At 70.4% G+C, this 21,333-nt stretch carries 23 protein-coding genes and 1 pseudogene; 17 read left to right on the forward strand and 7 right to left on the reverse strand.

Annotation, left to right across the window (positions count from 1 at the left end):
- Nucleotides 1-62 precede the first annotated feature (62 nt).
- The 8 genes and pseudogenes from GA0070603_RS05665 to GA0070603_RS32475 form a co-directional block, all read left to right on the forward strand.
- Entirely contained in the window at nt 63-1,196 is a 1,134-nt protein-coding gene (locus GA0070603_RS05665; protein ID WP_091308165.1) for a VOC family protein, read from the forward strand.
- Complete coding sequence (locus GA0070603_RS05670; protein WP_091308168.1) at nt 1,193-2,131, forward strand: fumarylacetoacetate hydrolase family protein; 939 nt, start codon at nt 1,193-1,195, stop codon at nt 2,129-2,131. Before GA0070603_RS05665 ends, GA0070603_RS05670 begins: the two co-directional genes overlap by 4 nt.
- The gene (locus GA0070603_RS05675) at nt 2,128-4,011 is read left to right on the forward strand and encodes an acyl-CoA synthetase (RefSeq protein ID WP_091308171.1); all 1,884 of its coding nucleotides are present in this window, start codon (nt 2,128-2,130) and stop codon (nt 4,009-4,011) included. The genes GA0070603_RS05670 and GA0070603_RS05675 overlap by 4 nt, the downstream gene beginning before the upstream one ends.
- On the forward strand, nt 4,008-4,361 hold the full coding sequence (locus tag GA0070603_RS05680) for a DoxX family protein (RefSeq protein ID WP_091308174.1): 354 nt from the start codon (nt 4,008-4,010) through the stop codon (nt 4,359-4,361). Before GA0070603_RS05675 ends, GA0070603_RS05680 begins: the two co-directional genes overlap by 4 nt.
- On the forward strand, nt 4,358-5,875 hold the full coding sequence (gene mhpA / locus GA0070603_RS05685; RefSeq protein ID WP_091308178.1) for a bifunctional 3-(3-hydroxy-phenyl)propionate/3-hydroxycinnamic acid hydroxylase MhpA: 1,518 nt from the start codon (nt 4,358-4,360) through the stop codon (nt 5,873-5,875). Before GA0070603_RS05680 ends, mhpA begins: the two co-directional genes overlap by 4 nt.
- A 36-nt stretch (nt 5,876-5,911) precedes the next feature.
- A complete protein-coding gene (locus GA0070603_RS05690; RefSeq protein WP_091308180.1) occupies nt 5,912-6,595 on the forward strand; it encodes a DUF1345 domain-containing protein in 684 nt (227 codons plus the stop codon).
- A gap of 207 nt (nt 6,596-6,802) precedes the next feature.
- The gene (locus tag GA0070603_RS05695; RefSeq protein ID WP_091308183.1) at nt 6,803-7,060 is read left to right on the forward strand and encodes a zinc finger domain-containing protein; all 258 of its coding nucleotides are present in this window, start codon (nt 6,803-6,805) and stop codon (nt 7,058-7,060) included.
- Nucleotides 7,061-7,079: 19 nt separating this feature from the next.
- Nucleotides 7,080-7,281, forward strand: a pseudogene (locus GA0070603_RS32475) (MFS transporter); the annotation flags it as partial.
- Nucleotides 7,282-7,395: 114 nt separating this feature from the next.
- Here the strand turns inward: GA0070603_RS32475 and GA0070603_RS05705 are convergent.
- Nucleotides 7,396-8,193 (reverse strand): winged helix-turn-helix transcriptional regulator, encoded by a 798-nt coding sequence (locus tag GA0070603_RS05705; protein ID WP_208862818.1) that lies wholly within the window; start codon nt 8,191-8,193, stop codon nt 7,396-7,398.
- 59 nt (nt 8,194-8,252) lie between these two features.
- Here GA0070603_RS05705 and GA0070603_RS05710 point away from each other — a divergent pair, with 59 nt between their 5' ends.
- Together GA0070603_RS05710 and GA0070603_RS05720 are read left to right on the forward strand one after the other, a co-directional pair.
- On the forward strand, nt 8,253-9,011 hold the full coding sequence (locus GA0070603_RS05710) for a DUF899 family protein (protein WP_091308191.1): 759 nt from the start codon (nt 8,253-8,255) through the stop codon (nt 9,009-9,011).
- Nucleotides 9,012-9,641: 630 nt separating this feature from the next.
- Nucleotides 9,642-10,145, forward strand: coding sequence for a DinB family protein (locus tag GA0070603_RS05720; protein WP_091308198.1), 504 nt, complete (start codon nt 9,642-9,644; stop codon nt 10,143-10,145).
- Between the two features lie 180 nt (nt 10,146-10,325).
- On the opposite strand, the gene GA0070603_RS05725 is transcribed toward GA0070603_RS05720, so the two are convergent.
- Together GA0070603_RS05725 and GA0070603_RS05730 are read right to left on the reverse strand one after the other, a co-directional pair.
- The gene (locus GA0070603_RS05725; RefSeq protein ID WP_091308202.1) at nt 10,326-11,243 is read right to left on the reverse strand and encodes an NADP-dependent oxidoreductase; all 918 of its coding nucleotides are present in this window, start codon (nt 11,241-11,243) and stop codon (nt 10,326-10,328) included.
- 328 nt (nt 11,244-11,571) lie between these two features.
- Nucleotides 11,572-12,267 (reverse strand): hypothetical protein, encoded by a 696-nt coding sequence (locus GA0070603_RS05730; protein WP_091308205.1) that lies wholly within the window; start codon nt 12,265-12,267, stop codon nt 11,572-11,574.
- Between the two features lie 173 nt (nt 12,268-12,440).
- Here GA0070603_RS05730 and GA0070603_RS05735 point away from each other — a divergent pair, with 173 nt between their 5' ends.
- Nucleotides 12,441-12,701, forward strand: coding sequence for a hypothetical protein (locus GA0070603_RS05735; RefSeq protein ID WP_091308209.1), 261 nt, complete (start codon nt 12,441-12,443; stop codon nt 12,699-12,701).
- Nucleotides 12,702-13,194: 493 nt separating this feature from the next.
- Here the strand turns inward: GA0070603_RS05735 and GA0070603_RS31720 are convergent, their stop codons facing one another.
- On the reverse strand, nt 13,195-13,392 hold the full coding sequence (locus GA0070603_RS31720) for an SRPBCC family protein (RefSeq protein WP_208862819.1): 198 nt from the start codon (nt 13,390-13,392) through the stop codon (nt 13,195-13,197).
- Nucleotides 13,389-13,586, reverse strand: coding sequence for an SRPBCC family protein (locus tag GA0070603_RS31725; RefSeq protein WP_208862820.1), 198 nt, complete (start codon nt 13,584-13,586; stop codon nt 13,389-13,391). Before GA0070603_RS31725 ends, GA0070603_RS31720 begins: the two co-directional genes overlap by 4 nt.
- A 166-nt stretch (nt 13,587-13,752) precedes the next feature.
- Here GA0070603_RS31725 and GA0070603_RS05745 point away from each other — a divergent pair, with 166 nt between their 5' ends.
- Nucleotides 13,753-14,247 (forward strand): GNAT family N-acetyltransferase, encoded by a 495-nt coding sequence (locus GA0070603_RS05745; RefSeq protein WP_167544505.1) that lies wholly within the window; start codon nt 13,753-13,755, stop codon nt 14,245-14,247.
- Between the two features lie 24 nt (nt 14,248-14,271).
- Here GA0070603_RS05745 and GA0070603_RS05750 read toward each other — a convergent pair whose 3' ends face one another.
- Nucleotides 14,272-14,901: a maleylpyruvate isomerase family mycothiol-dependent enzyme gene (locus GA0070603_RS05750; protein ID WP_091308216.1), complete on the reverse strand. Its 630-nt coding sequence runs from the start codon at nt 14,899-14,901 to the stop codon at nt 14,272-14,274.
- A gap of 349 nt (nt 14,902-15,250) precedes the next feature.
- On the opposite strand from GA0070603_RS05750, the gene GA0070603_RS05755 reads away from it, so the two are divergent.
- The 4 genes from GA0070603_RS05755 to GA0070603_RS05770 all read left to right on the forward strand — a co-directional run bounded on the left by GA0070603_RS05755 (nt 15,251) and on the right by GA0070603_RS05770 (nt 19,256).
- The gene (locus GA0070603_RS05755) at nt 15,251-15,865 is read left to right on the forward strand and encodes a dihydrofolate reductase family protein (protein WP_091308219.1); all 615 of its coding nucleotides are present in this window, start codon (nt 15,251-15,253) and stop codon (nt 15,863-15,865) included.
- Between the two features lie 321 nt (nt 15,866-16,186).
- Nucleotides 16,187-17,026, forward strand: a complete 840-nt coding sequence (locus tag GA0070603_RS05760) for an alpha/beta fold hydrolase (protein ID WP_091308222.1) — start codon at nt 16,187-16,189, stop codon at nt 17,024-17,026.
- Nucleotides 17,027-17,533: 507 nt separating this feature from the next.
- Nucleotides 17,534-18,151: a DUF5317 family protein gene (locus GA0070603_RS05765; protein WP_091308225.1), complete on the forward strand. Its 618-nt coding sequence runs from the start codon at nt 17,534-17,536 to the stop codon at nt 18,149-18,151.
- Nucleotides 18,152-18,491: 340 nt separating this feature from the next.
- Nucleotides 18,492-19,256: an SDR family oxidoreductase gene (locus GA0070603_RS05770; protein ID WP_091308229.1), complete on the forward strand. Its 765-nt coding sequence runs from the start codon at nt 18,492-18,494 to the stop codon at nt 19,254-19,256.
- Between the two features lie 74 nt (nt 19,257-19,330).
- Here the strand turns inward: GA0070603_RS05770 and GA0070603_RS05775 are convergent, their stop codons facing one another.
- The gene (locus tag GA0070603_RS05775; RefSeq protein ID WP_091308233.1) at nt 19,331-20,224 is read right to left on the reverse strand and encodes a LysR family transcriptional regulator; all 894 of its coding nucleotides are present in this window, start codon (nt 20,222-20,224) and stop codon (nt 19,331-19,333) included.
- Here GA0070603_RS05775 and GA0070603_RS05780 point away from each other — a divergent pair.
- Nucleotides 20,181-21,329, forward strand: a complete 1,149-nt coding sequence (locus tag GA0070603_RS05780; RefSeq protein ID WP_244282421.1) for a DMT family transporter — start codon at nt 20,181-20,183, stop codon at nt 21,327-21,329. The two genes, GA0070603_RS05775 and GA0070603_RS05780, sit on opposite strands and share 44 nt — an antisense overlap.
- Nucleotides 21,330-21,333 lie beyond the last annotated feature (4 nt).

The raw sequence follows: 21,333 nt of genomic DNA on the forward strand, positions 1-21,333 counted from the left end.
GCCCTTGACTGACGCTAAACTCGTAAGTGACGATTTCGTCAACGCCTTGAAAGGAGGGCGACATGATCGACCGGCACGATCCCCATACGGATTTGCACAGCGAGCAGGGCGCGGTGCGGGGCGAGCACCCGGGGCGAGCGCGGAACCCGATCGTCAAGGCGCACGACCTGGCCTGGCTGGAGTTCCAGAAGCCCGATCTCGAGCGGGCCGAGCTGTTCGCCCGGGCGTTCGGCTTCACGACGTCGCTGCGCACCCAGGACGAGCTGCACCTGCGAGGCACCGACCCGGGTTCCCCCTGCGTCCTCATCCGCCGGGGCCCCCGGTCCCGGTTCGTCGGCCCCGCCTTCAAGGCTGCCGACTCGAAAGACGTGCTGCGCCTTGCGGACGCGACCGGGAGGACGATGGCCGCCCTGCCGGAGAGCATCGGCGGGGTGGCGGTCGATCTGGTCGACCCCAGCGGGCTGCAGGTACGCGTGGTGGCGGACATGCACGTGCTCCCCGGGCTGCCCACCCAGCAACCGTTGACCTTCAACGTCGGGCACGAGGTGGCCCGGGTGAACGCCACCCAGCGGCCGCCGCGGGAGCCGGCCAAGGTCCAGCGCCTCGGTCACGTGGTGCTGCAGACGACCCGGTACCTGGAGACGCTCAACTGGTATCTCGAGCACCTGGGCCTGATCGTCAGCGACTTCCTCTATCACCAGGGACAGCGCGAGCGCGGACCGGTCATGAGCTTCATCCGCTGCGACCGCGGCAGCACACCCACCGACCACCACACGCTCGCGATGACCCTCGGCCCGGCCAACCGGTACGTGCACTCGGCCTACCAGGTCCCCGACCTCGACTCGCTCGCCGCCGGCGGGCAGCACCTGCTCGACCGGGGCTACCGGCGGTCCTGGGGTATCGGCCGGCACATCCAGGGCAGCCAGATCTTCGACTACTGGCGGGACCCCGACGGCTTCCTGGTCGAGCACTTCACCGACGGCGATCTGTTCGACTGCACGCTCGAGCCGGGCTGGGCGCCGATGGCCGCCTCCGGGCTCGCCCAGTGGGGTCCGCCCGCCACCAAGGACTTCCTCGGCATGACACCCGGCCGGGAAGCACTTCGCGAGCTGCGCGCGGTCATCGGCGCACTTCGCGAGGACAACGAATTCGACCTGCACCGCCTCCGCGGCCTGATGAAAGCGTTCAACTCATGAGCACCTCCGTCCTGCGCACCGCCGACGCCTGGTGGGTCCTCACCCCCACCGGCGCCGCCAAGGTGCACACCAGCGCCACCACCACCGCCGAACTCCTGGCCGACCGGCCGGCGATCGCCGCGGCCGCGACGAGCAGCGACACGGTTCCGGTCGACGACCTCGCCCTTGTCTCCCCGGTGACGGCCCCCTGCCGCGTCGTCGCGCAGATGACGAACTTCGCCTCGCATGTGAAGGACAGCGGCGGCGATCCCGCAACCGTCCCCCTCACCTTCTTCCGCAAGAGCTCGGGCTCGGTCAGTGGGCCGTTCGCCGACGTGGTCCGCCCCGCCCACGTGCGACTGCTCGACTACGAGGTGGAGATCGGTCTGGTCTTCGGCCGCGAGATGCCGGTCGGCACGACCGTCACCGACGGCAACCTCGCCGACTACGTCGCGGGCCTCGTGGTCACCAACGACATCTCGGCACGCGACGTGCAGCTGCCCAAGACCCAGTTCTACGAGGCCAAGTCGTACCCGACCTTCACTCCGGTCGGCCCCGCGCTGGTGCTGCTCGACGCCGATGAGATCACGCGCTTCACCGACCTGCGGCTGAAGCTGTGGGTCAACGGCGAGCTCCGGCAGGACATGACCGTCGCCGACATGATCTACCGCCCGGCCCAGGCGCTGCAGGCGCTGACCCGCTTCCAGCGGATCGATCCCGGTGACCTGCTGCTGACCGGCACGCCCGTCGGAACCGCCCTCAGCGCGCCACCGAAGCCGATCATGTTCCTCGTCTCGCTGCTGCCGCCCGCGGTCAAGTGGAAGATGTTCTTCAAGGGGCAAGCTCGCAACCCCAGGTACCTCCGGGACGGTGACGTCGTCGAGGCCACCGTCGCCACCGACGACGGCGCCATCGACCTGGGCCGCCAGCGCACGGTCGTGAGGTACGCGGCATGACGGGACCTCTGCTGTGGCCGGACTACGCCACGCCCGCCGATCTGGCCGCCATCGAGGCGGTGCCGCTGGAGGCGCGGGGCCTGCCCGAGTCGACGTACGCGCTGCTCGCCCGAGCGGCGACGCGCTGGCCCGACCGTCGGGCGCTCGCCGTCCTGCCGGACGCCGCCCACTGGCGTGAGCCGCTGCACCGTACCTTCGCCGAACTCCTGGCCGATGTCCACCGGTACGCGAACCTGCTCCACGACATCGGGGTGCGGCGGGGTGCTGCGGTCGCGCTGATGGCACCGAACTGCGCGGAGCTGGTCACCGCCACACTGGCCGCGCAGCTCGCCGGGATCGCGGCGCCCCTGGGCGGCGGGCTGGCACGGCAGCACCTCGCCGAACTCCTGCGGCGATCCGGTGCCCGAGTGCTGATCACGGCCGGGCCCGACCTCGCGCCGGACACGTGGGCCACCGCGCAGTGGCTGGCCCGCGACGGCCTGCTCGACGCGATTCTCGTGCTCCGGCCCACCGGTGCCGTGGGCACCCCGGAGCCGTTGCCCGCCATCGGCGACGTGCGCATGGGCTACCTCGGCGAGCAGGCCGCCGCCATGGACTCCTCCGCCTTCCACGGGGACCTGCCCCGGTCCGCCGATCTGGCCGCGATGTTCCACACCGGCGGCACGACGGGCGCTCCGAAACTTGCCGCGCACACGCACGCCAACGAGGTCACCGACGCGTGGATGCTGGCCGCCGGCGCCCTGTTCGACCAGGAGACCGTGGTGTTCGCGGCCCTTCCGCTGTTCCACGTGAACGCGCTCGTGGTGACCCTGCTCGCGCCCCTGTTCAAGGGACAGACGGTGGTGTGGGCGGGTCCGCTCGGCTACCGCGACCCGGCGCTGTACGGCGCGTTCTGGAAGATCGTCGAGCACTACCGGATCGCCGCCATGAGCGCTGTGCCCACGGTCTACGCCACGCTGGCGCAGTGCCCCGTCGACGCCGACATCAGCAGCCTGCGGTTTCCGATGGTGGGCGCCTCGCCGCTGCCGGCCGCGGTCCGGGCGAGCTTCGAGGCCCGCACGGGGACGACCCTCGTCGAGGGCTACGGGCTCACCGAGGCGACCTGCGCCAGCGCGCGCAGCTTCCCTGACGTGTCGCGGCCCGGCTCGGTCGGGCAGCGCCTGCCCTACCAACGGGTGCGGGTGGTGACCGTTGACGGGACCTGGAAGGACCTGCCCACCGGTGAGACGGGCCTGCTGGCGATCAGCGGACCGAGCGTTTTCCCCGGCTACGTCACCGACCGCGACGAGAACGGCCACGTCCTGGACGGACTGGGCAAGCTGGTCGACGGCTGGCTGGACACCGGCGACCTCGCCCGCATCGACGACGACGGCTTCGTCTATCTCACCGGCCGGGCCAAGGACCTCATCATTCGCGGTGGGCACAACATCGACCCCACCATCGTGGAGGACGCCCTGCTGGCCCACCCGCAGGTCACCGCGGCCAGCGCGGTCGGGCGCCCGGACGCCCACGCCGGCGAGGTACCCGTCGCATACGTCACCCTCGCGCCGGGCGCCACGGTCACGGAGGGCGAACTGCGCGACTGGGCGAGCGAACGGGTGCCTGACCGCACCGCCGCGCCCAAGACCGTGTCGGTCCTCGACGAGCTACCCGTCACCGCCGTGGGCAAGCTCTACAAGCCCGCACTACGCGCGGATGCCATCGGTCGAGAAGTCCGCGCCGCGCTCGACACGGTGGCGGGCGTCCGCGACGTCGGGGCCGCGATCGAGGGCAGCTCGGTCGTGGCCACGATCACCGTTTCCTCATCCGCCGACGAGGCGGCAGTCAAGGCCGTCCTCGGCCGTTATGCCATTGAATGGCGATTGGTGGTTATGTCATGACGATCGCTGCGGCAATCCTCGCGGTGCTGCTCGCCCTGGTCTTCCTCGCCCTCGGCACGGCCAAGGTCCTGGCCCTGCGACCGATGCGCGAGCTGGCCGCGGAGGCCGGTTTCACTGTCGCGGCCTATCGCCGCATCGGCCTGCTCGAGGTCGCCGGCGCGGTCGGACTGCTCATCGGCCTGTTCGCGCCGCTGATCGGCGCTCTCGCCGGCGCCGGGCTGCTGCTCCTGCTCGCCGGGGCCCTCGTGGTGCACCTGCGCAAGGGAGACGGCCCGCAGAAGTACGCACCGGCCCTCGTCTGCGGGCTCCTCGTCGCCGCCTACCTCGTCCTTCAGGTGCTGACGCGATGACAGCGGTTCCGGTGGTGATCGTCGGCGCCGGCCCCACCGGGCTCACCGCCGCGACGCTGCTCGCCCAGCACGGCGTCGAGTGCCTGGTCCTCGAGCGCTGGGAGTCGATCTACCCCCAGCCCCGGGCCGTCGCCCTTGACGACGAGGTCCACCGCATCCTGGCGCGCCTCGGGCTCCGGGACGAATTCGCCGCCATCTCCCGGCCGCACCTGGGTCTGCGCCTCCTCGACCGGGACATGCGGGTGTTGGCCGAATTCCGGCGCGACGTCGCGCAGGGCCGGCACGGCTATCCGCAGGGGAGCATGTTCGACCAACCGGAACTGGAGACGATCCTCCGCCGGAATCTCCAGCGGTACGCCGCCGTCACTCTTCGCGGCGGTGTCGAGGTCACCGGGCTGACCCAGGACGCCCAGGGGGTGCGGGTCGACGTCACCGACACCACCACGGGCGAGCGCGACTCCATCCGCGCGGGGTATGTGCTGGGCTGCGACGGCGCCAACAGCCTGGCCAGGGCCTCCATCGGCGCCACCATGCACGACCTGGGCTTCACGCAACGCTGGCTCGTCGTCGACGTGGCCACCGAGGCCGACCTCGACCAGTGGGAGGGCGTGCACCAGCTCTCCGATCCGGCCCGCGCCGGCACCTACATGCGCATCGGGAAGACCCGCTACCGCTGGGAGTTCCAGCTGATCCCGGGCGAGACCGCCGACGACTACCGCGACATGGCCCGGCTTCATCCGTTGATCTCGCGGTGGACCGGGGACATCCCCGTCGCGGAGCTGGAGGTCATCCGCGTCGCCGAGTACACCTTCCGCGCACAGCTCGCCGACCGGTGGCGAGACCGGCGTGTGTTCCTGCTCGGCGACGCCGCCCACCTCACCCCACCGTTCATCGGTCAGGGCATGTGCGCCGGGCTGCGCGACGCGATGAACCTCGCCTGGAAGCTCGCCGGCGTGCTCCACCGGATCCTGCCCGAGACCGTGCTCGACACGTACGAGATCGAACGCAAGCAGCACGCCCGCGCAATGATCAAGCTGGCGAAGTTCATCGGTACGGCAATGACGGCCGGCGGCGAGCTGGGCAGTGTCATCCGTCGCGCCGTGGCGCCGCGGCTTCACCTCGTGCCGGGCCTCACGGACCTCGCCACGGACAGCCGAACACCGCCGCTGCACCGCTCCGACCTCGTGGTGCGGCCACGGCTGCGCCGCGGCCTCGCCGGCTGGCTGTGCCCGAACGCGATCGTCGACGGAGATCGGCGTCTCGACGACGTGGCCGCCGGACGGTTCGCGATCGTCACGTCCCTCGAGCCGACCGCGGCACTACGAGCCGACATCGAACGGCGCGGGGCGGTCCTGATCAGGGTCCGACCCGGCAGCGAACTGCATCGGTGGTTGGTCGCCGGCGCCGCTCGCGCGGCCGTGGTCCGCCCCGACGGGACCGTCCTGCGTGCCGACCGACGGCTCCTCCCCCGGACGATCGAGGCTGTTCCCAGGACCGCCACGCGAGCGGCCTGAGCCGTCATTGGGTGACCGATCGGCGACACTCGGTCGATGACTGAATTGCCGCCGGAGAACCTGTATCACCGATCGCTGGGTTGGCACGCCCCTGCCCTACGGCGAGCCGTCATCGTCGCTGCCATCTGGCTGATCAGTTCCCTGGTCCTCCTGCGCTTCGTGCCCTGGGAGTTGGCGGTAGTGCTGGGGTGGGACACCGCCGCTCTCGTCTTTCTCACGTCCACGTGGCGCATCATCATCGGCGCCGGAAGCGGGCAGACCCCGTTGCTTGCCGGGCGTGAGGACCAGAGGCGCGGCATCGCCGCGGTCCTGGTGATCGGGGCGGGGGCGGTCACCGTGCCCGCCGCCGGCGTCGTGTTCAGCCTCGCCGGCCGGCACAGCGGTTCAGCGCGACTACTGCTCGTCGGCGTCGCCACGCTGACCCTCCTGCTGTCGTGGGCGGCCATCAACACCGTCTTCACCCTGCACTACGCCCACCTCCACTTCAGGACCACGGCCGGCGGCATCGACCTTGACGACCCGCTCGGGCGTCAGCCGCCCACCTACCGCGATTTCGCCTACGTCGCCTTCACCATCGGAATGACCTACCAGGTCTCCGACACCGCCATCCGCGATCCACGCATCCGGCAGAGCGTGCTGTCCCATGCCATCCTGTCGTACGTGTTCGGAGTGGTGATCGTCGCGAGCTTCGTCAACCTGATGGGCGGACTCCTCAGCTGAGCCCCTCCGGCGAGACAACTGCCGCCTGCCACCGTCCGGGTGCGGGTGCGTGGGTGGCCGCAGCCCGCACGAGCAGCTCCGAGGCTCAGCCCGGAGGGTGACGGATGGCGGCCCCACACCGGCGGGCGGGAGGGGCGCCGCCAGCCAGCCCGTTTCATCTGTCCAGGAACGGGAAGCCGGGACGGCATGTCCTCTGATCCTGGCGCAATGGCGAGGCAGCAACTGGAGCGGGCCCGAGAGTCGGTTCAGAAGATCCACCAAGCCGCCGTCCGACACCGGGACCCGGGATTGCACGAGCTGGCCAACGACATCAGCGAGGTGGCTCTGACCTTGGGGCACGACGCGGGCCCGGTTCAGGAGTGGCGAGCCTGCCCGGTGTGCGGCGCCGAGCCCGGATCGAACTGCATCCGCAGACCGGGCCACGAGATGGTCAACGGGATGCACCCCGAACGGACCAAGCTGTAGGTCGACGGGGGCGGCGCCGGGCGCGGTCACCGGGCTGGTCGGCGCGGCCGATGGCCTCGGCGGGTTCGTTCCACCGCTGATGATGGGCTGCGTCTACGGCGCACAGCGCCCGTACGCCCAGCGGGCTCATCCTGCCGTCGGACGTAGCGCTGGCCGCCGCGGTCTTCACCGCCGTCAAGATGAGCGGACTCGGCCGCCGCACGGGTGGACCGCGTCCGTGACTGGCGGCCCCCGGTTCGTGGTCGTCAGTCACGGCTGCCGCGGGGCCGGCCGCCGCCCCGGCGATCGACTCGACTTGACTCTGCCGGGCGGGCCGGATCTGCCGGGGCATCAGGTCACCTTTCGGGCAGCCTCTGGCGGCTATCCGCCGCCCCCCTTGGCCCGGCGGTGCCGTTTGAGCCCTGACCTGTGGCGCCCGGGACTCGCACGCCCGTGACGAGACGGCGTACGACCCCGGGATCACCGATGATGGCGGCGCCGGCAGCTACGAGCCCGGCGAGTTCGTCGCTGCCGAAGGCGGCGAGGAGGGCATCCGTCGTGGTGATCAGGACGGCGTGCGGCTCTCCGGGCGGCTCGTGGGTGACCTCGGCGCCGGCCGACGTGAGGCGGACGCCGAACACCCCGGCAGGGCCGTGGTCGCGTAGTTCGATCCGGAGCGTCACCTCGGGCTGCTCCGGCATCGGCACGAAGTAGGTGCGGATGGTCAGCATGGCGCTGTCCGCGCTCACGAAGAGCTGCTCCGCAGTCGGCGGGGCGGCCAGCGCCCAGGTGCCCAGCGCGACCACGATCGGCTCGAGGCCGCGACCCCAGGCGGTCAGCTCGTAGACCCGCACATTACCTGGCGGAGGCAGCTGCCGACGGCGCACGACGCCCGCGTCGGCCAGCTCGCGCAGCCGGTCGGACAGTGCGTTCGGGCTGGCGGTCGGGAGCGCCTGCTGGAGGTCGGTGAACCGTTTCGGCCCGAGCAGCAGCTCGCGCACCACGAGCAGCGACCACCGCTCTCCCACGATGTCGAGGCCGCGAGCAACGCCGCACGCCTGGCGATAACCCCGCTGAGTGGGCATCGAAAGCCTCCCTACGCCTTGTCCGGAACCGCGCCGCCCGTTCGTCACACCGGTGAGCCCAAGGATCATACTTGCTTGATCATAGCAGTCACTATTAGCCTCATAGCGCCTGACCCGAGGAGGAGCCCATGACCACGCCAGCGACACCCCCGATCACCGACCGCGAGACCTGGCAGAAGCAACTCGACGAGTTCCGGCTCCGCGAAAAGGCGCACACCCGGGAGGGCGACGCCGTCGCCGCGGCCCGCCGGCGGTTGCCGATGGTCGAGGTCGACCCGACCACCCGTCTGGTCGGTGCCGACGGCCCCGTGCCCCTGCTTGACGTCTTCGAGGGGAGGACCCAGTTGTTCGCGTCGTACCACATGTGGCACACGGGCAGGCCGGCAGCCGACCAGTGCGAGGGATGTACGTTCTTCACCGGGCAGGTGCTCGAGTTGTCCTACCTGCACTCGCGCGACGTCACGTTCGCGGTCTTCTGCCAGGGGCCGTTCGAGGAGACGTCGCGGTACCGCGACTTCATGGGCTGGCAGGCGCCCTGGTACTCGGTGCCCGCGGAGTCGCTCGACTCCCTCGTCGCCGGGCGCGCGTTCGGCATGAAGGCGTGCTACCTGCGCCAGGGCGACCGCGTGTTCGAGACCTACTGGACCACGGGGCGGGGCGTCGAATCGATGGCGCCGTCGTACGGCCTGCTCGACATGACCGTCTACGGCCGCCAGGAGACCTGGGAGGACTCGCCGGACGGCTGGCCGCAGCGCTTCCGGACCGACGGCGACCAGTTCCGGCTCGACGGCCGGCCCACCGCGCAGTGGTCGCGGATCGCCGCTGGCCGTGACGACGACCTGGGCGCCACCGAGCCCGCCGGCAGCGCGCACCAGTGCTGCCACTGAGGTTCGGCGTCTGCCGGAGGCCCCGCCACCGTTCGTGGGGCCGATGATCGGCATTGCCCCCCTCCGATGGCTGCTGGCAGTGGCGTTCGGAGGGACGCCGGGCGGTCGTGCCCTTCCGGTGTTCTTCGCCACCCGACAGGGACGATGGTGCGGATGGGTGCCTCAACACCGGGGCACGCCTCCGCCGTCGGCCACAGTGGTATGGACATGGCCGGGATGGGTCATGCGCCGGTCGGGTGTGCCGGATGGGCCAGTGCGCTGCTCGGGGGGGGTACCTGGCACTCGCCGGATTCTGGTGGGTTGGCCGCGGGATGCGCGTCGGTGGACCGTCCACGGCGACGACGGACGCGGTGGGGTGTCCGCTGGACTGGTCGGCACTGCGCCACGGCGTGATGAGCGCGGGTATGTGCATCGCCCTGTTGGCGATGGCGTAAACGATGGGTGCCAGGCGGGATGCTCGTCGCCGGGTGAAATTCGGTTGAGATCAACAGGAACACGCCAAGATCGGGCAGCCACTCTTCGACAGAAGCGGATAACTGGCACGCCAGTCGTCACGGAAAGTGTGCGGGTACGTATGCGCAAGGGTGCATTCGGCCCTATGAAGAAGTGTCGTGTCAGGGAGGCTCAGAAATGACGGTGGCAGTCGACGCCGAGATCACCGCGTTGATGCAGTGCCTCCAGAGGCAGCGAAACCACGTGCTGGGTGCCGTGGAAGGACTGAGCGATGAGGCGCTGCGGCGCCCTGTGCTGCCCTCCGGGTGGAGCTGCCTGGGGATGCTGCAGCACCTCGCGCTGTCGGTGGAGCGTATGTGGTTCCGCGCTGTTGTGGCTGGCGAGCCGGAGGTCATCGACATGGTCGGCAGCCAGGACGGCCCATGGCAGGTAGCCCCGGGACTGCCGGCCGGCGATGTCCTTGACTGCTATCGCCATGAGGCCTCACTGGCCGATGCCGTCATCGCCGCCTCATCTGCCGATGCCGACCTGGCCTGGTGGCCCTTCCCCGGAAGTGAGTGGCGCCTGCACAATCTTCGGGACGTCCTGCTCCATGTGATCACCGAGACCGCCTGCCACGCCGGGCACCTCGACGCGGTTCGCGAGCTCATCGACGGGCAACAGTGGCTGGTGAATACCTGACCAGTAAGCCCGGCGCCATTTCGACTCCCGGTGCGGCCGAACCCATGGTTGCGCCATTCCGGTCCCCCATGTCAGACCTGGCGACCACTCTGACGGCCAACCGGATCTGCCGCGAGGTGGGGTGCCGATCTCGTCAGTGGGGCGTCAGCATGACGGCGCTGTTGGCCTATTCCAGGGCGCTCAGGGGCGTACGCGAATGACGGTCTTGCCCTTGCGCCGCTCGGTCGGGTTGAGCGCGGGGATGGCGCCGTCGAGAGTCGCGACTGTTCCGATGTGCGTGCGAAGGCGCCCGTCTCGCACCCGGTCGACGATCTCCATCAGCTGACTCGGTACGGACTCGACGACGAAATCGACCGCCAAGCCGTGGACAGGGCGAGCCTCAACAGGTCCGACCACCGACACCAGCGTCCCACCAGGCCGGATGATGCTCGCCGAGCGCCTTTGGACATCACCGCCGATGACATCGAAGACCAGGTCGACCCCGCCGATGTCGTCGAGATCCTCGTGGTCGAGGTCGAGGAACTCGTTCGCGCCGAAGTCGAGCGCCGCCTGGCGGTCCGCCGCCCGACCGGTACCGACGACGTAGGCGCCGAACTCCCGGGCGAGCTGCGTCACCACTGATCCGACGGCGCCGGCGGCGCCGTGTGCGAGGACGCTCTGCCCCGCCTGAAGACGACCGTGCTGGAACAGGCCCTGCCACGCGGTCAGGCCGGAGATCGGCAGACTCGCACCCACCGTGAAGTCGACATTCCCCGGCAGCGGCGCAAGGTTGCGTGCCTCCACGGCCGCGTACTCAGCCAGCGTTCCATCGCGGTGCCAGTCCGTGATCCCGAACACCCGCTGTCCCAACGAGAGTCCCGTCGTGCCGTAGCCGAGAGAGGAGACCACTCCGGCGAACTCGTGGCCGATGATCGCCTGGGCGCGATCGTGACCGGAACGATCGACCCATGTCGAGGGCCACTCCCACTCCGCGGGGACGAAGCCCGACGCGTGGACTTCAACGACGACGTCGTTGATCGCCGGCGTCGGCTCAGGCCGCTCCGCGAGTGTGATCCCGGCTGCTTCCGCGGCCTGATCCATCGCGACGATTGCCTTCATGGGTGCCTCCGTATATCTCGTGCTCGTCGGCTCTGTGCGCCGCCTTTTGGGCCTGCTGGCCATGCAGGTGCCGACAATGACGTCCGCCCTGGTCATGGCGGTTTGACCACGACAAGAAAGATCTTGCCCTCATCAACGTGCCCAGGCTGGTCAAATCGCTGAAACCACTGGGCACGGATGACCGGTCGTGCTGCTTCGACTGGCCTACCTCGGCGTAACCAACGCGCTGGCGATGCTGGCACCCGATATCGAAGGCCACCCGAGCCTCGGCACTGGCACACATGCTGGCCGCCGAGGGCGGCGACCACGAGGGCGCTGGAGCGTTGACTTAACGCGACTGGCTGCTGGCATCGGCAAACCGCGGGTACGGGCGGCCGCCCTCCAGCGTGAGCCGTGCCGCGCCGTCGGCCGTGCTGATCTCCACGCAGGTTTCCCGGGTGTCGAGAAGCCAGCCGGCCGGGCGGCAGCTGCGCCCACCGTCGGGCTGCGGCCAGCCCCTGCTCGTCAGATGGCCCCACATCCGTCGGGCCACCTCGTCGGCCGACTCGCCCGGCCCGCCGACGAGCGCGTACGAGACGGCGCAACGACCGGTGCCGCACTCCGAGTCGCCGCCCGCGCCTCGAAGGTCGAGCCCGCCGGGCAGCGGGCCGAGTTCCCCCGCCGACGGCACGAACCCGTCGTCATTGAAGTCCCAGGCGGCTGCCGGGATGCAGGCCAGGGCGACGAAAAGGGCAAGACCGACCGCGATCCGGTACGGCCAGCGCCGGCCCGCCCGATCACCGTCGCCGCTGGCGGCGAGCTTGCGGCGCTGCGTCTCCCCCGCGGCGAGCAGCGTCACGGCGACCCCGAGGAACAGCAGCAGGCGCGCCTCCACCGCCGCCCGGGGCACAACGGCGGCGAGGGAAACCGAGGCGACCGCGACCAGGGTGAGCGCCACCAACACGACGCCGGTGAACCACGGCAGCCGGGCGACGGTCAACCACGCGAGAAGCGCCAGCATGGTGACGACGGACGCGACGAGCATGGGTCAATGATCTATCGGCGGTGGCTCGGCGGGCGACCCCATCGAGCCAGCCAGGTGATGTCGCGGACGGTCTCCTCGCTGAACGGCGTGTCGGCGTCCCGCTGGGGATGACGGGTTACCGACGGGTCACCTCCAGCGGCCGTTGGCTTGCCATTGACGGTTGGCGTGGCGGCATGGGGACGCTGTTGGTCGCACTGCTGGCGGTGTTCACCGGTGCTGCCATCGCCATCACCGCGACTGTTCGCCTCCAGCAACGCCGGACCGCCGGTGCGGGACGGCGGGCGATTCGGCAGCTGGGCCGAGCCGCGGAGCGTCAACGCAGGCGCAAGCCGTCGACAGGCGACGCCCCTCTCGACGACATCAACCGGGATGCGCGAAGCGCCGTCGACCAGCTCGGCGGCGGCTACCAGATGCCCGGTCGCACGACGGGGTGAAACCGACACGGTGGTCGCACCGATCGAAGCTCCGTCGAGCTCTGTGGCGGCAGCAGAATCAGGCCGCCCGACCCCTTCTGCCGCCGGTCGTCCGGGCGTAGCGCTCCCACCGGTCGGCGGGTTGGTCAGTGACACTCCGCTATCCGATGTCATGACGGAGTACGCGGAGACCAGTAACCAGGAAGGCTACGGACGTCTTCTCGGCCTGTTTCGGGCTTCCACCGTCGGCATCGTGGCCATCGGGACACCGTCCCAAGATCCGATCGAGGGCTTCAGGGCAGACGGCAACCTTGCGCGGGCAGGACCACTCACGGCGACGGTCGGGCACTCATACCGGCCTACGCGGATCCCGAGGCAGCCCTACGCAACTTCGGTCCCCGATTCACTGTCGGCCTGGCCGGCGAGGTTCTCCTACAGATGGCCGCAGCCCTTCCCGATTGCGATTGCGAAGGCATCATTGTCAACAGCGCCATCCGCGGAATCAGCCTAACTATCAGCAAGACAACCGCCCGGTCCGTCCTGGCATCCCCATGGGCGCGGTGAAGTCGATGACGTCGCGCATGATCGTGGCCGAGGATCCGGTCAGATCCGGCGTGAAGTTGTACTCGTGGCGCCATCGGCCGAACGGGCCGCTGACCTGCTCGTCGGTGAAGCCGCGCGGCCGCCGGTAGTCGGTGATTCGAACCGTCATCCGCCAGGGCAGGCCCCAGTGCCGGCTTCCCAGGTGACGACATCGCGAGCCCTCAATCGGCCAGTCGTCACGCCGCCGACCGCGCGTTCGGCACTGGCTCCCACGGATGCGGTGTGCAGGCCGACGTCGAGGCAGGCGTCGAAGACCGTTTCCGGGACGGCCTCGACGGCCGTGTTCAACTCGATGTGGGACATCGATCCACCGTGGCCCCTGGCGCCCCCGCTGACGCCAGGGCCGCAACCCGGGGCGTACCTTTCTCGCCCTCACGCCTGCCACCAGGAGACGGAGCGGACAGTGCCATACGTCGTACGCCGAATCGCGCCGGGGGAATGGCGTCAACTTCGTACCCTGCGCTTGGGGATGCTGCGGGAATCCCCGACGGCCTTCGGTACCTCATACGCGGACATGGCCGCGCTCACCGACGAGGCGTGGCGGCAGCAGGCCGAACAGAGCGCGACGTCAGCCACGTCGGCGACGTTCATCGCCGCCACCGAGGACGGCCGCTGGGTGGGGATGGCCAGCTGCGCTCCGCTGGAGGAGGTCCCCGGCCACGCACACATATACGGCGTCTACGTGGCGCCGGCACATCGCGGCCGGCAGTCGGGACTGGCGACCCGGCTAATGGAGGTCGCGATCAGGTGGGCGCGCGACAACACCGACGCCACCTGGCTCACCATCGGCGTGCATGAGGACAACCACCGCGCCCAAGCCTTCTATCGGCGGATCGGGTTCATCGGAACCGGCAAGGTCGTGCCCTACCCCCTCAACCCGTCCAAGACGCTCCACATCATGGGCTACCGGAACTTCCGCCAGACCCGCGCCGCGAGGGCGCTCGACCACCGGGAGCCTCTCTGATGAGCATGCGGCCCGTCCGGCGCCTCAGGTCATCCGGTCGCGCAGCAGCCGGACGCCGTCGCCGTCGAGTTCGTCAAGCACCGCGGGCCGGCCTGTCATGGCGAGCATGACCGCTTCTGCCGTACCCCGCACCACCGGGCCACTCCCCCAGGCCCAGTCCGCGTCCGGCGCCTCGAACCGGAGCCCGTCGAGTCGCCCTCTGCGCACGAAGAAGCCCCGGGCGCGGCGGCTCACCAGGAAGTGCAACGACACCCGCAGCCGGTCCGGGTGCAGCTCGTGCGGCAGGCCGAGCGGTCGGCGGATGTCCTGCCCGTGGATCTGCAGATCGGTGAGTTGGCCCCGGTATCCGACGATGGGTGGGCGGAACCGCCTCTCCGCGTTGTCCCGCAACAGCCCTGCGATCCGGTGGGCCGGCTCCCGGGCCACAACCTGCGCCAGCCGGGCGTTGAGCTGGTGGAGGTTGAAGCCGCTGCGCAGCATCAACGGCAGCAACGAGCGGCGCGGCGCGGCGAACGGCGACACGAGATGGGCGGCCACTTCCCGGACCGTCCACGAGCCGCACAGGCTCGGTGTCTCCAACTGCTCGATGCTCAACGATTCGACCAGATCAGCGGCCCGACGCCGCTCGGCTGCGATCATCCCCGTGAGTTCCATGAAGTGAGGCTACTGACCACAGTGGGCTGTTGCTGACCGCTCGGAAGCCTTGCACGCGGCGGGCATGCGGTGATGATCTACAGCCGGCGGTTCGGTGGGCGACCCGCGCGCCACCTAAGCGATGTCGCGGAGCCGTAGTCGCCCCGCCGGTTCGCGAGAGTCCCGGAAACACGGTCGTCTCACCGACCGAGCTCGGTGGTGGCATCCCAATCAGGCGCCCATCGGCTGTGCCGCCGGTCGTCCGGGCGTCCGCCCCCACCGGTCGGCGGGTTGGTCCCTGGCCAGCCGATGATTCTGAGATGCTGCGGCGGTCCACCTGTCGACGCCACCAACTCGAAGGGACCCTGCGATGGCAAAGGTCATCTCCACGCTGTTCATCTCGGCCGACGGCGTGGCCGAGATCGACCCGGACTGGCACTTTCCGTACTTCGACGAGAACATGGGCCGCGCCGTCGGCGAGGACTACGACACCGCTGACGTCATGCTCATCGGCCGGGAGACCTACGACAGCTTCGCCGGCGCCTGGCCCGACCGCGAGGCCGCCGGCGGCGAGGACGCGGTCTTCGCCAAGCAGCTCGGGGACATGCGCAAGGTCGTCGTCTCGCGCCAGCAGCTGGAGTTCACCTGGCGCAACTCGGAGCTGATCAAGGGCGACCTTGTCGACGCGGTCACCGCGCTCAAGGCCGATGCCGGCAGCAAAGGCATCCTCATCCCGGGGTCGATCTCCGTGGTGCAGCAACTGCTCGCCGCCGGGCTGGTCGACGAGCTGCGCCTGCTGGTGCATCCGGTGGCGGCACGCAAGGGCCGCAGGCTGTTCGACGACGGCGACACGCCGTACCACTTCCAGGTGACAGCGACGGAGGCCTTCCCGACGGGCGTGATCCGCGTGATCTACGCGCCGACCGCGGCACCGGAGAAGGTCGGCTACGCCGACGTCACGGACCAGGTGCCCGCTGGCAGCTAGTCGTGGTGATGGCGGGCGCTGGTCGGCGGAAGTCCTCCGAGTGCGGCGTGGCGCCGTGGGTGTACCACTCGAGCCATGGGGCAAGGGCGGCTGCTCGGTCATCGTTGCCTTGCGGACAGGGTGCCGATGAGTTTCCGTCCCGCCAGGCGTCCACCTCTGAGCAGTCGCCCTCGTCCGACTCGACGCAAACCACCGGCGGGGACACGTAGCGTGTCCCTCCCCGCGCCACCGGCCCACGACGCCACCCTGGAGGTACCTGATGTATCCGACGGTCCACCCGTTCCGCACGTCCGGCGGCATCAACCCGACGGCGGAGGCGTGATGACGACGGTCGAGGCGAACGGTGTCACGCTCGGAGTCGAGCACTTCGGCGACAGGGCTGCGCCGCTCGTCCTGCTCGCGGGCGGCACGACCATGCTCTCCTGGCCCGACGCACTCTGCGAGGCGCTCGCGCGCGGCGGGCGCCATGTGGTGCGGTACGACCTGCGCGATTCCGGCGGGTCGACCACCGCCGATCCCGAGGCTCCGGCGTACACGCTGCGCGATCTTGCCGCCGACGCCGCGGCGCTCGCCCGCGAACTCGACGACCGGCCGGCGCACCTGGCTGGCATCGGCGTCGGCGGGATGGTCGCCCAGGTCGCCGCGCTCGACCACCCGGACGCGTTCTCGGCGCTCACCCTCGTCGGAACGCGGCCCGTCGCTCCTGGCCCGGTCGACGACGACCTGCCCGATCATGACGCGGCGACGATGGGCCGGCTGTTCTCGCATGCGATGCCCGACTGGTCCGACCGCGCCGCGGTGGCCGAGTTCGCCGCCGAAGGCGCGCAGATTCTCGGTGACGACCCCGTCGCCGCGCGCGCGACCGCCGAGCGCAGATGGGACCGCACGCCGGGCACGGACCCCGCGGTGCAGATGGCCAACCATCTGGGCACGGTGTTCGCCAAGCTCGACTGCACGCCGCGCTGGCGCGAGCGCCTTCACGAGCTCGCGATCCCGACGCTGGTGGTGCACGGTCGCCGCGACCCGTTCTTCCCCGTCGGCAACGGCGAAGCGCTCGCACGCGAGATCCCCGGTGCGCGGCTACTCGTGCTCGAACGGGCCGCGACGGCTATCCCCGATGCCGCCGCCGGTGAGGTGGCGGGGGCGATGCTCGCGCTCTAATTGCGCCCCGCCATCACGTTTATCGTGACGGGAGGCTGGTTGACGGCAGTCCTCCGAGTACGGGTGACGCCGCTGAGCGTCCTACCGCTCAAGCGATGGGGCAAGGGCTCGGCTCCCAGATTGGCGACGCGGCCCTTGGCGTCGTTGCTCAGGGTGTAACCGAACTCGGGGTCCTTCCTGTGCTTCCTGTTCCTCGAGGTTGCCTGGCGCCACAGCGCAACGACCAGCGAACGTGGGCTGATACGGCACCAGCTGCGGCCGAACGGGTCCCGATCGGTGTCGGCGTCGCCGAATCAGTTGATGTCCGTCAACCCCTAGCGTTGAGTCATGAAGCTGAGAATCGTCCTTACGTTGGCCGCTCTCGCCACTCTGCTCTACGCCGTCGGCGCACCGCACGAGCACGGCGGCTGAGGTCCGTCGAGCATGAGAGCCCGCATCGTCCTGTTGCTCGTCGCGCTTGCCACCCTGCTCTACGCCGTCGGCGCACCGTACGACCACGGCGGCTAAGTGTCCGTCTTCCTCCTCGGCCCCGTCCTGGTCGGTCTGGCCGCCGGGTACCTCACGGGCGGCCGGCTGCGGCAGCTTGCCCGTCAGCCGCTGCGGGGCGTCCGGCTGCTGTACGCTGCCGCCGCCGGACAGCTGCTGGGCCACGTGCCGCCGGGCTCCCGCCTGCTCTCCTCGGCCGCACAACGGTGGCTGACCGCACTGGTGTTCAGCATGGTCGGCGTCGCGCTGCTGCTCAATCTGGCGCGCCTGTCCCGGCCGGCCCGCGCCGGCGTCGCCGCGCTCCTCGCCGGGGCGGCATTGAACGCGGCCGCCATCGTGCCCAACGGGCACATGCCGGTGGCGCCAGCCGCGCTGGGCGAGATCGGGGGCGTTCCGACTGACACCACCCTGGATCCCCACCACACCGTCAGCACCGAGACGACCCGGTTGGCGGCGCTCGGCGATGTTCTGCCCGTGCCGTGGCTGAACCTGGTGATCAGCATCGGCGACATCGTCGTCATGGTGGGTGTGGCCCTGCTCATCGCCGCCCTCATGCACGACCATCCGCCAGGCCGATGCCGGATCGTCGGCGCGCTGGACCGACGCCGGAACCACAATCGTCCCGAGGCCAACGGCTAGTAGGCCTCAGGCGGGGCCGACACCCGGGTGGGCTGGACCGCTACACGTGAGGCCGCCCGGCCGAAGCGGACCACACGCGGCTGTGCCCTGTCCGGGCCGCCGCACGAGGCCTGGTCCGTCGGTCAGCGGGAAACGGCCCGCACAGGTCGATTTCGGTCCCACGGCATGTCACCCTCCCCTAGGCTGAAGCTCTGGACGAGGCGTCGGCGCGATGTGCCGAATCGCGGACAGATGAAGCGATCGGTCGATGCGCTCGCCGTCCAGCTCGGTCACCATCCGGGCAGCGCTCGTCAACTGCGCGGCGGGTGACTCCCGCGCGGTTCGGAGACAGGAGCCAGACATGCGTGTGGCCGTCGCCGGCGCATCCGGCAACATCGGGTCCCTGACCGTGGCCGCGCTGCGCCGCCACGGCCACGAGCCCGTACCGATGAGCCGGTCGCAGGGTGTCGACCTGGTGGCCGGCACCGGGCTGGACGCGGCGTTGGCCGGGGTCGACGCCGTCATCGACGCGATCAGCGCGCCGGCGGCCGACCGCGAGGCCACCGAGGCGTACTTCGGCGCCGCCACCCGGAACCTCCTGAGGGCTGAGCAGGATGCGGGGGTTCGGCATCACGTCCTGCTGTCCATCGTCGAGGTGCACCGCATCGCCGGAACCGCGCACTACTCCGGCAAGCGGGAGCAGGAGCGCCTGGTCTCGGCCGGCGACGTGCCGTGGACCATCGTGCCCTTCACCCAGTTCTTCGACTTCGGCGCGACGGTGGCCACGTGGACCGAGAGTGACGGCACCGCCTATCTCGCGCCGCTGCTCATCCAGCCGATCGCGCCGGCCGACGTCGCGGAGGTCCTCGCGGAGGTGGCCGCCGGGCCGCCGCAGGGACGTCACCGCGACGTGGCCGGGCCCGATCGGCACGATCTCGTGGACATGGCCCGCCGGACCCACCGGGCGCTCGGGCGCGAGGTGAAACTCGTCCCCACCTGGGAGGCGATCCTCGGCCCGGACATGGCGGGCAATGTGCTGCTGCCCGGACCGGACGCCCGTATAGCGCCCACGACCTTCGACGACTGGCTCGCGGAACAGGAGGCGAACCGGGCGCGGTCGCAGTAGCGACCGTCCTGCGCGGCGCAGAGGCCACACGATTTCCAGGTGACGGGGAGGGAGGCCACCGAAGGGGCTCTCTCTCACGCCTTCGCGGCGCCCACGAGGGCGTCGATCAGCGCGCGCAGCGCGGGCTGATCAAGTGAGATCTCCCGGACGGCGGCGTAGATGGTCCGCACCGGCTCGGGGCGGCGGACCGGGCGGATGGTGACGCCCGGGTGGCGGGTGCCAAGTCCGAGTCGGGGGATCAGGCTGACGCCGAGGCCGGCCGCGACGAATCCCTGAGCCGTGGCGTAGTCCTCCGACTTCGCCACGAAGTCCGGGCTGAAGCCCGCCGCGGCGCAGGCGTCGGTGATGGGCTCCAGGCAGGGGCCCGGCGGTTCGCTGCCGACCCAGGGTTCGCCGGCGAGGGCAGCCAGGTCGATCATCCTTCGCCCGGCGAGCGGGTGTCCGGTGGGCAGCACGGCCTGGTACGCGTCATCGAGCAGGTGCATCAGGCGAATGCCCGGGCGGCTCTCGTCGCTGGTCCGGCGGACCACGATGGCCAGGTCGGCGTGTCCCTGCTCCACGTCCGGCAGTGGATCGTTCGGATCCGTCAGCTTCGGGTCGATCGTCACGTCGGGGTGCTCGCGCCGGAGCCGGGCGAGCGCGGGCGCCAGCAGGGTTGGGCCGACCGAGGCGAAGTAGCGGATCCCCAGCCGACCGGTACGGCCGGCCCGCAGGTCGGCCAACGCGGTCTCGGCCGCAGCCACATGTTGGCTGATGACGGCCGCGTGTTCGGTGAGCAGGCGTCCCGCCGCGGTGGGCCGCACGCCCCGGCCGACGCGTTCGAGCAGCGCGATCCCGGTCTCCTTCTCCAGTGCCGCCACCTGCTGGCTCACGGCGGAGGGGGTGTAACCCAGGTGCGCCGCCGCCGCGGTCACCGATCCGCTGGTGACCACCGCCCGCAACACCTGCATCCGCCTGACGTCAATCATGCAGCGGACCTTAACGTACGTGCAGAACCTTTTGCTTGTTCTTCCAGGTCCGGTCCGGCACCGTTCACGGAGAGAGATCGAGGAGGTCCGGGTGAACGGTGTGGCGGGCAGCGCATGGGCGTGGACGCGGGTGGGCGTGCTCGCCCTGCTGTGGGGCTCGACATTTCTCTGGATCGAGCTGGCCCTGGACGCCTTGACTCCGGTCCAGGTCACCCTCAGCCGGTGCGTACTCGGAACGGCCACCCTGCTGGTCGCATGCCTCGGCTCGGGTCGGCGGCTGCCTCGGGATCGGGCGGTCTGGGGTCACCTCGTCGTGGCCGGGTTCTTCTGCAACGCCCTGCCGTTCGCCCTGTTCAGCATCGGCCAGCAGACCGTCGACTCCGGGGTGGCCGGCGTGCTGAACGCGACGACCCCGTTGTGGTCCCTGCTCATCGGTGTCGTCATCGGCTCCGAGCGCGGACTCCGGCCGGTCCGGCTGGCCGGACTCCTGCTCGGATTCGCCGGGGTCATGCTCATCTTCGCGCCATGGCAGACGACCGGGCCGGTCGGCTGGGGCGCCCTCGCCATCGTCGCCGCGGCCGCGAGCTATGCCGTCGGCTTCGCGTACATGGGCCGCAACCTGGTCGGCAGGGGCATCCCCACCATCTCGCTGTCGACCGCGCAGCTCATCGTGGCGACCGGACTGACCTCGCTGACCCTGCCGGCCGAAGGCCTGACACCGATCGAGATCGACCCGAAGATCGCGCTCGCCGTCGTGGTCCTGGGCGTCGTCGCCACCGGGATCACCTTCCACCTCACCTACCGGATCATCGCCGCCGAGGGCGCCACCAACGCCGCGACGGTCGGCTATCTGCTGCCGGTGGTCTCGGTGGCGCTGGGGGCCATCGTGCTCGACGAGCGTTTCAGCCTCCGGGTCGCCGCCGGGATGGTGGTCGTGCTCGTCGGGGTCGGCCTGACCCGCCGGCAGAAGCGGGCCCCGTCGCCATCGGCGCCGGCGGAAATCCCACCATTGTTGAGCCCCCCGGCCCCTCGGCTCCGGAACGTGATCTTCGCAGACCTGTCGGACGGGGGGCGTGGCCAATACTCTGAGCCCCGTCGGCACTAACTGG

Origin of the sequence: Micromonospora chersina (assembly GCF_900091475.1) — a bacterium.
In the GTDB taxonomy this organism is placed as follows: Bacteria; Actinomycetota; Actinomycetes; order Mycobacteriales; family Micromonosporaceae; genus Micromonospora; species Micromonospora chersina.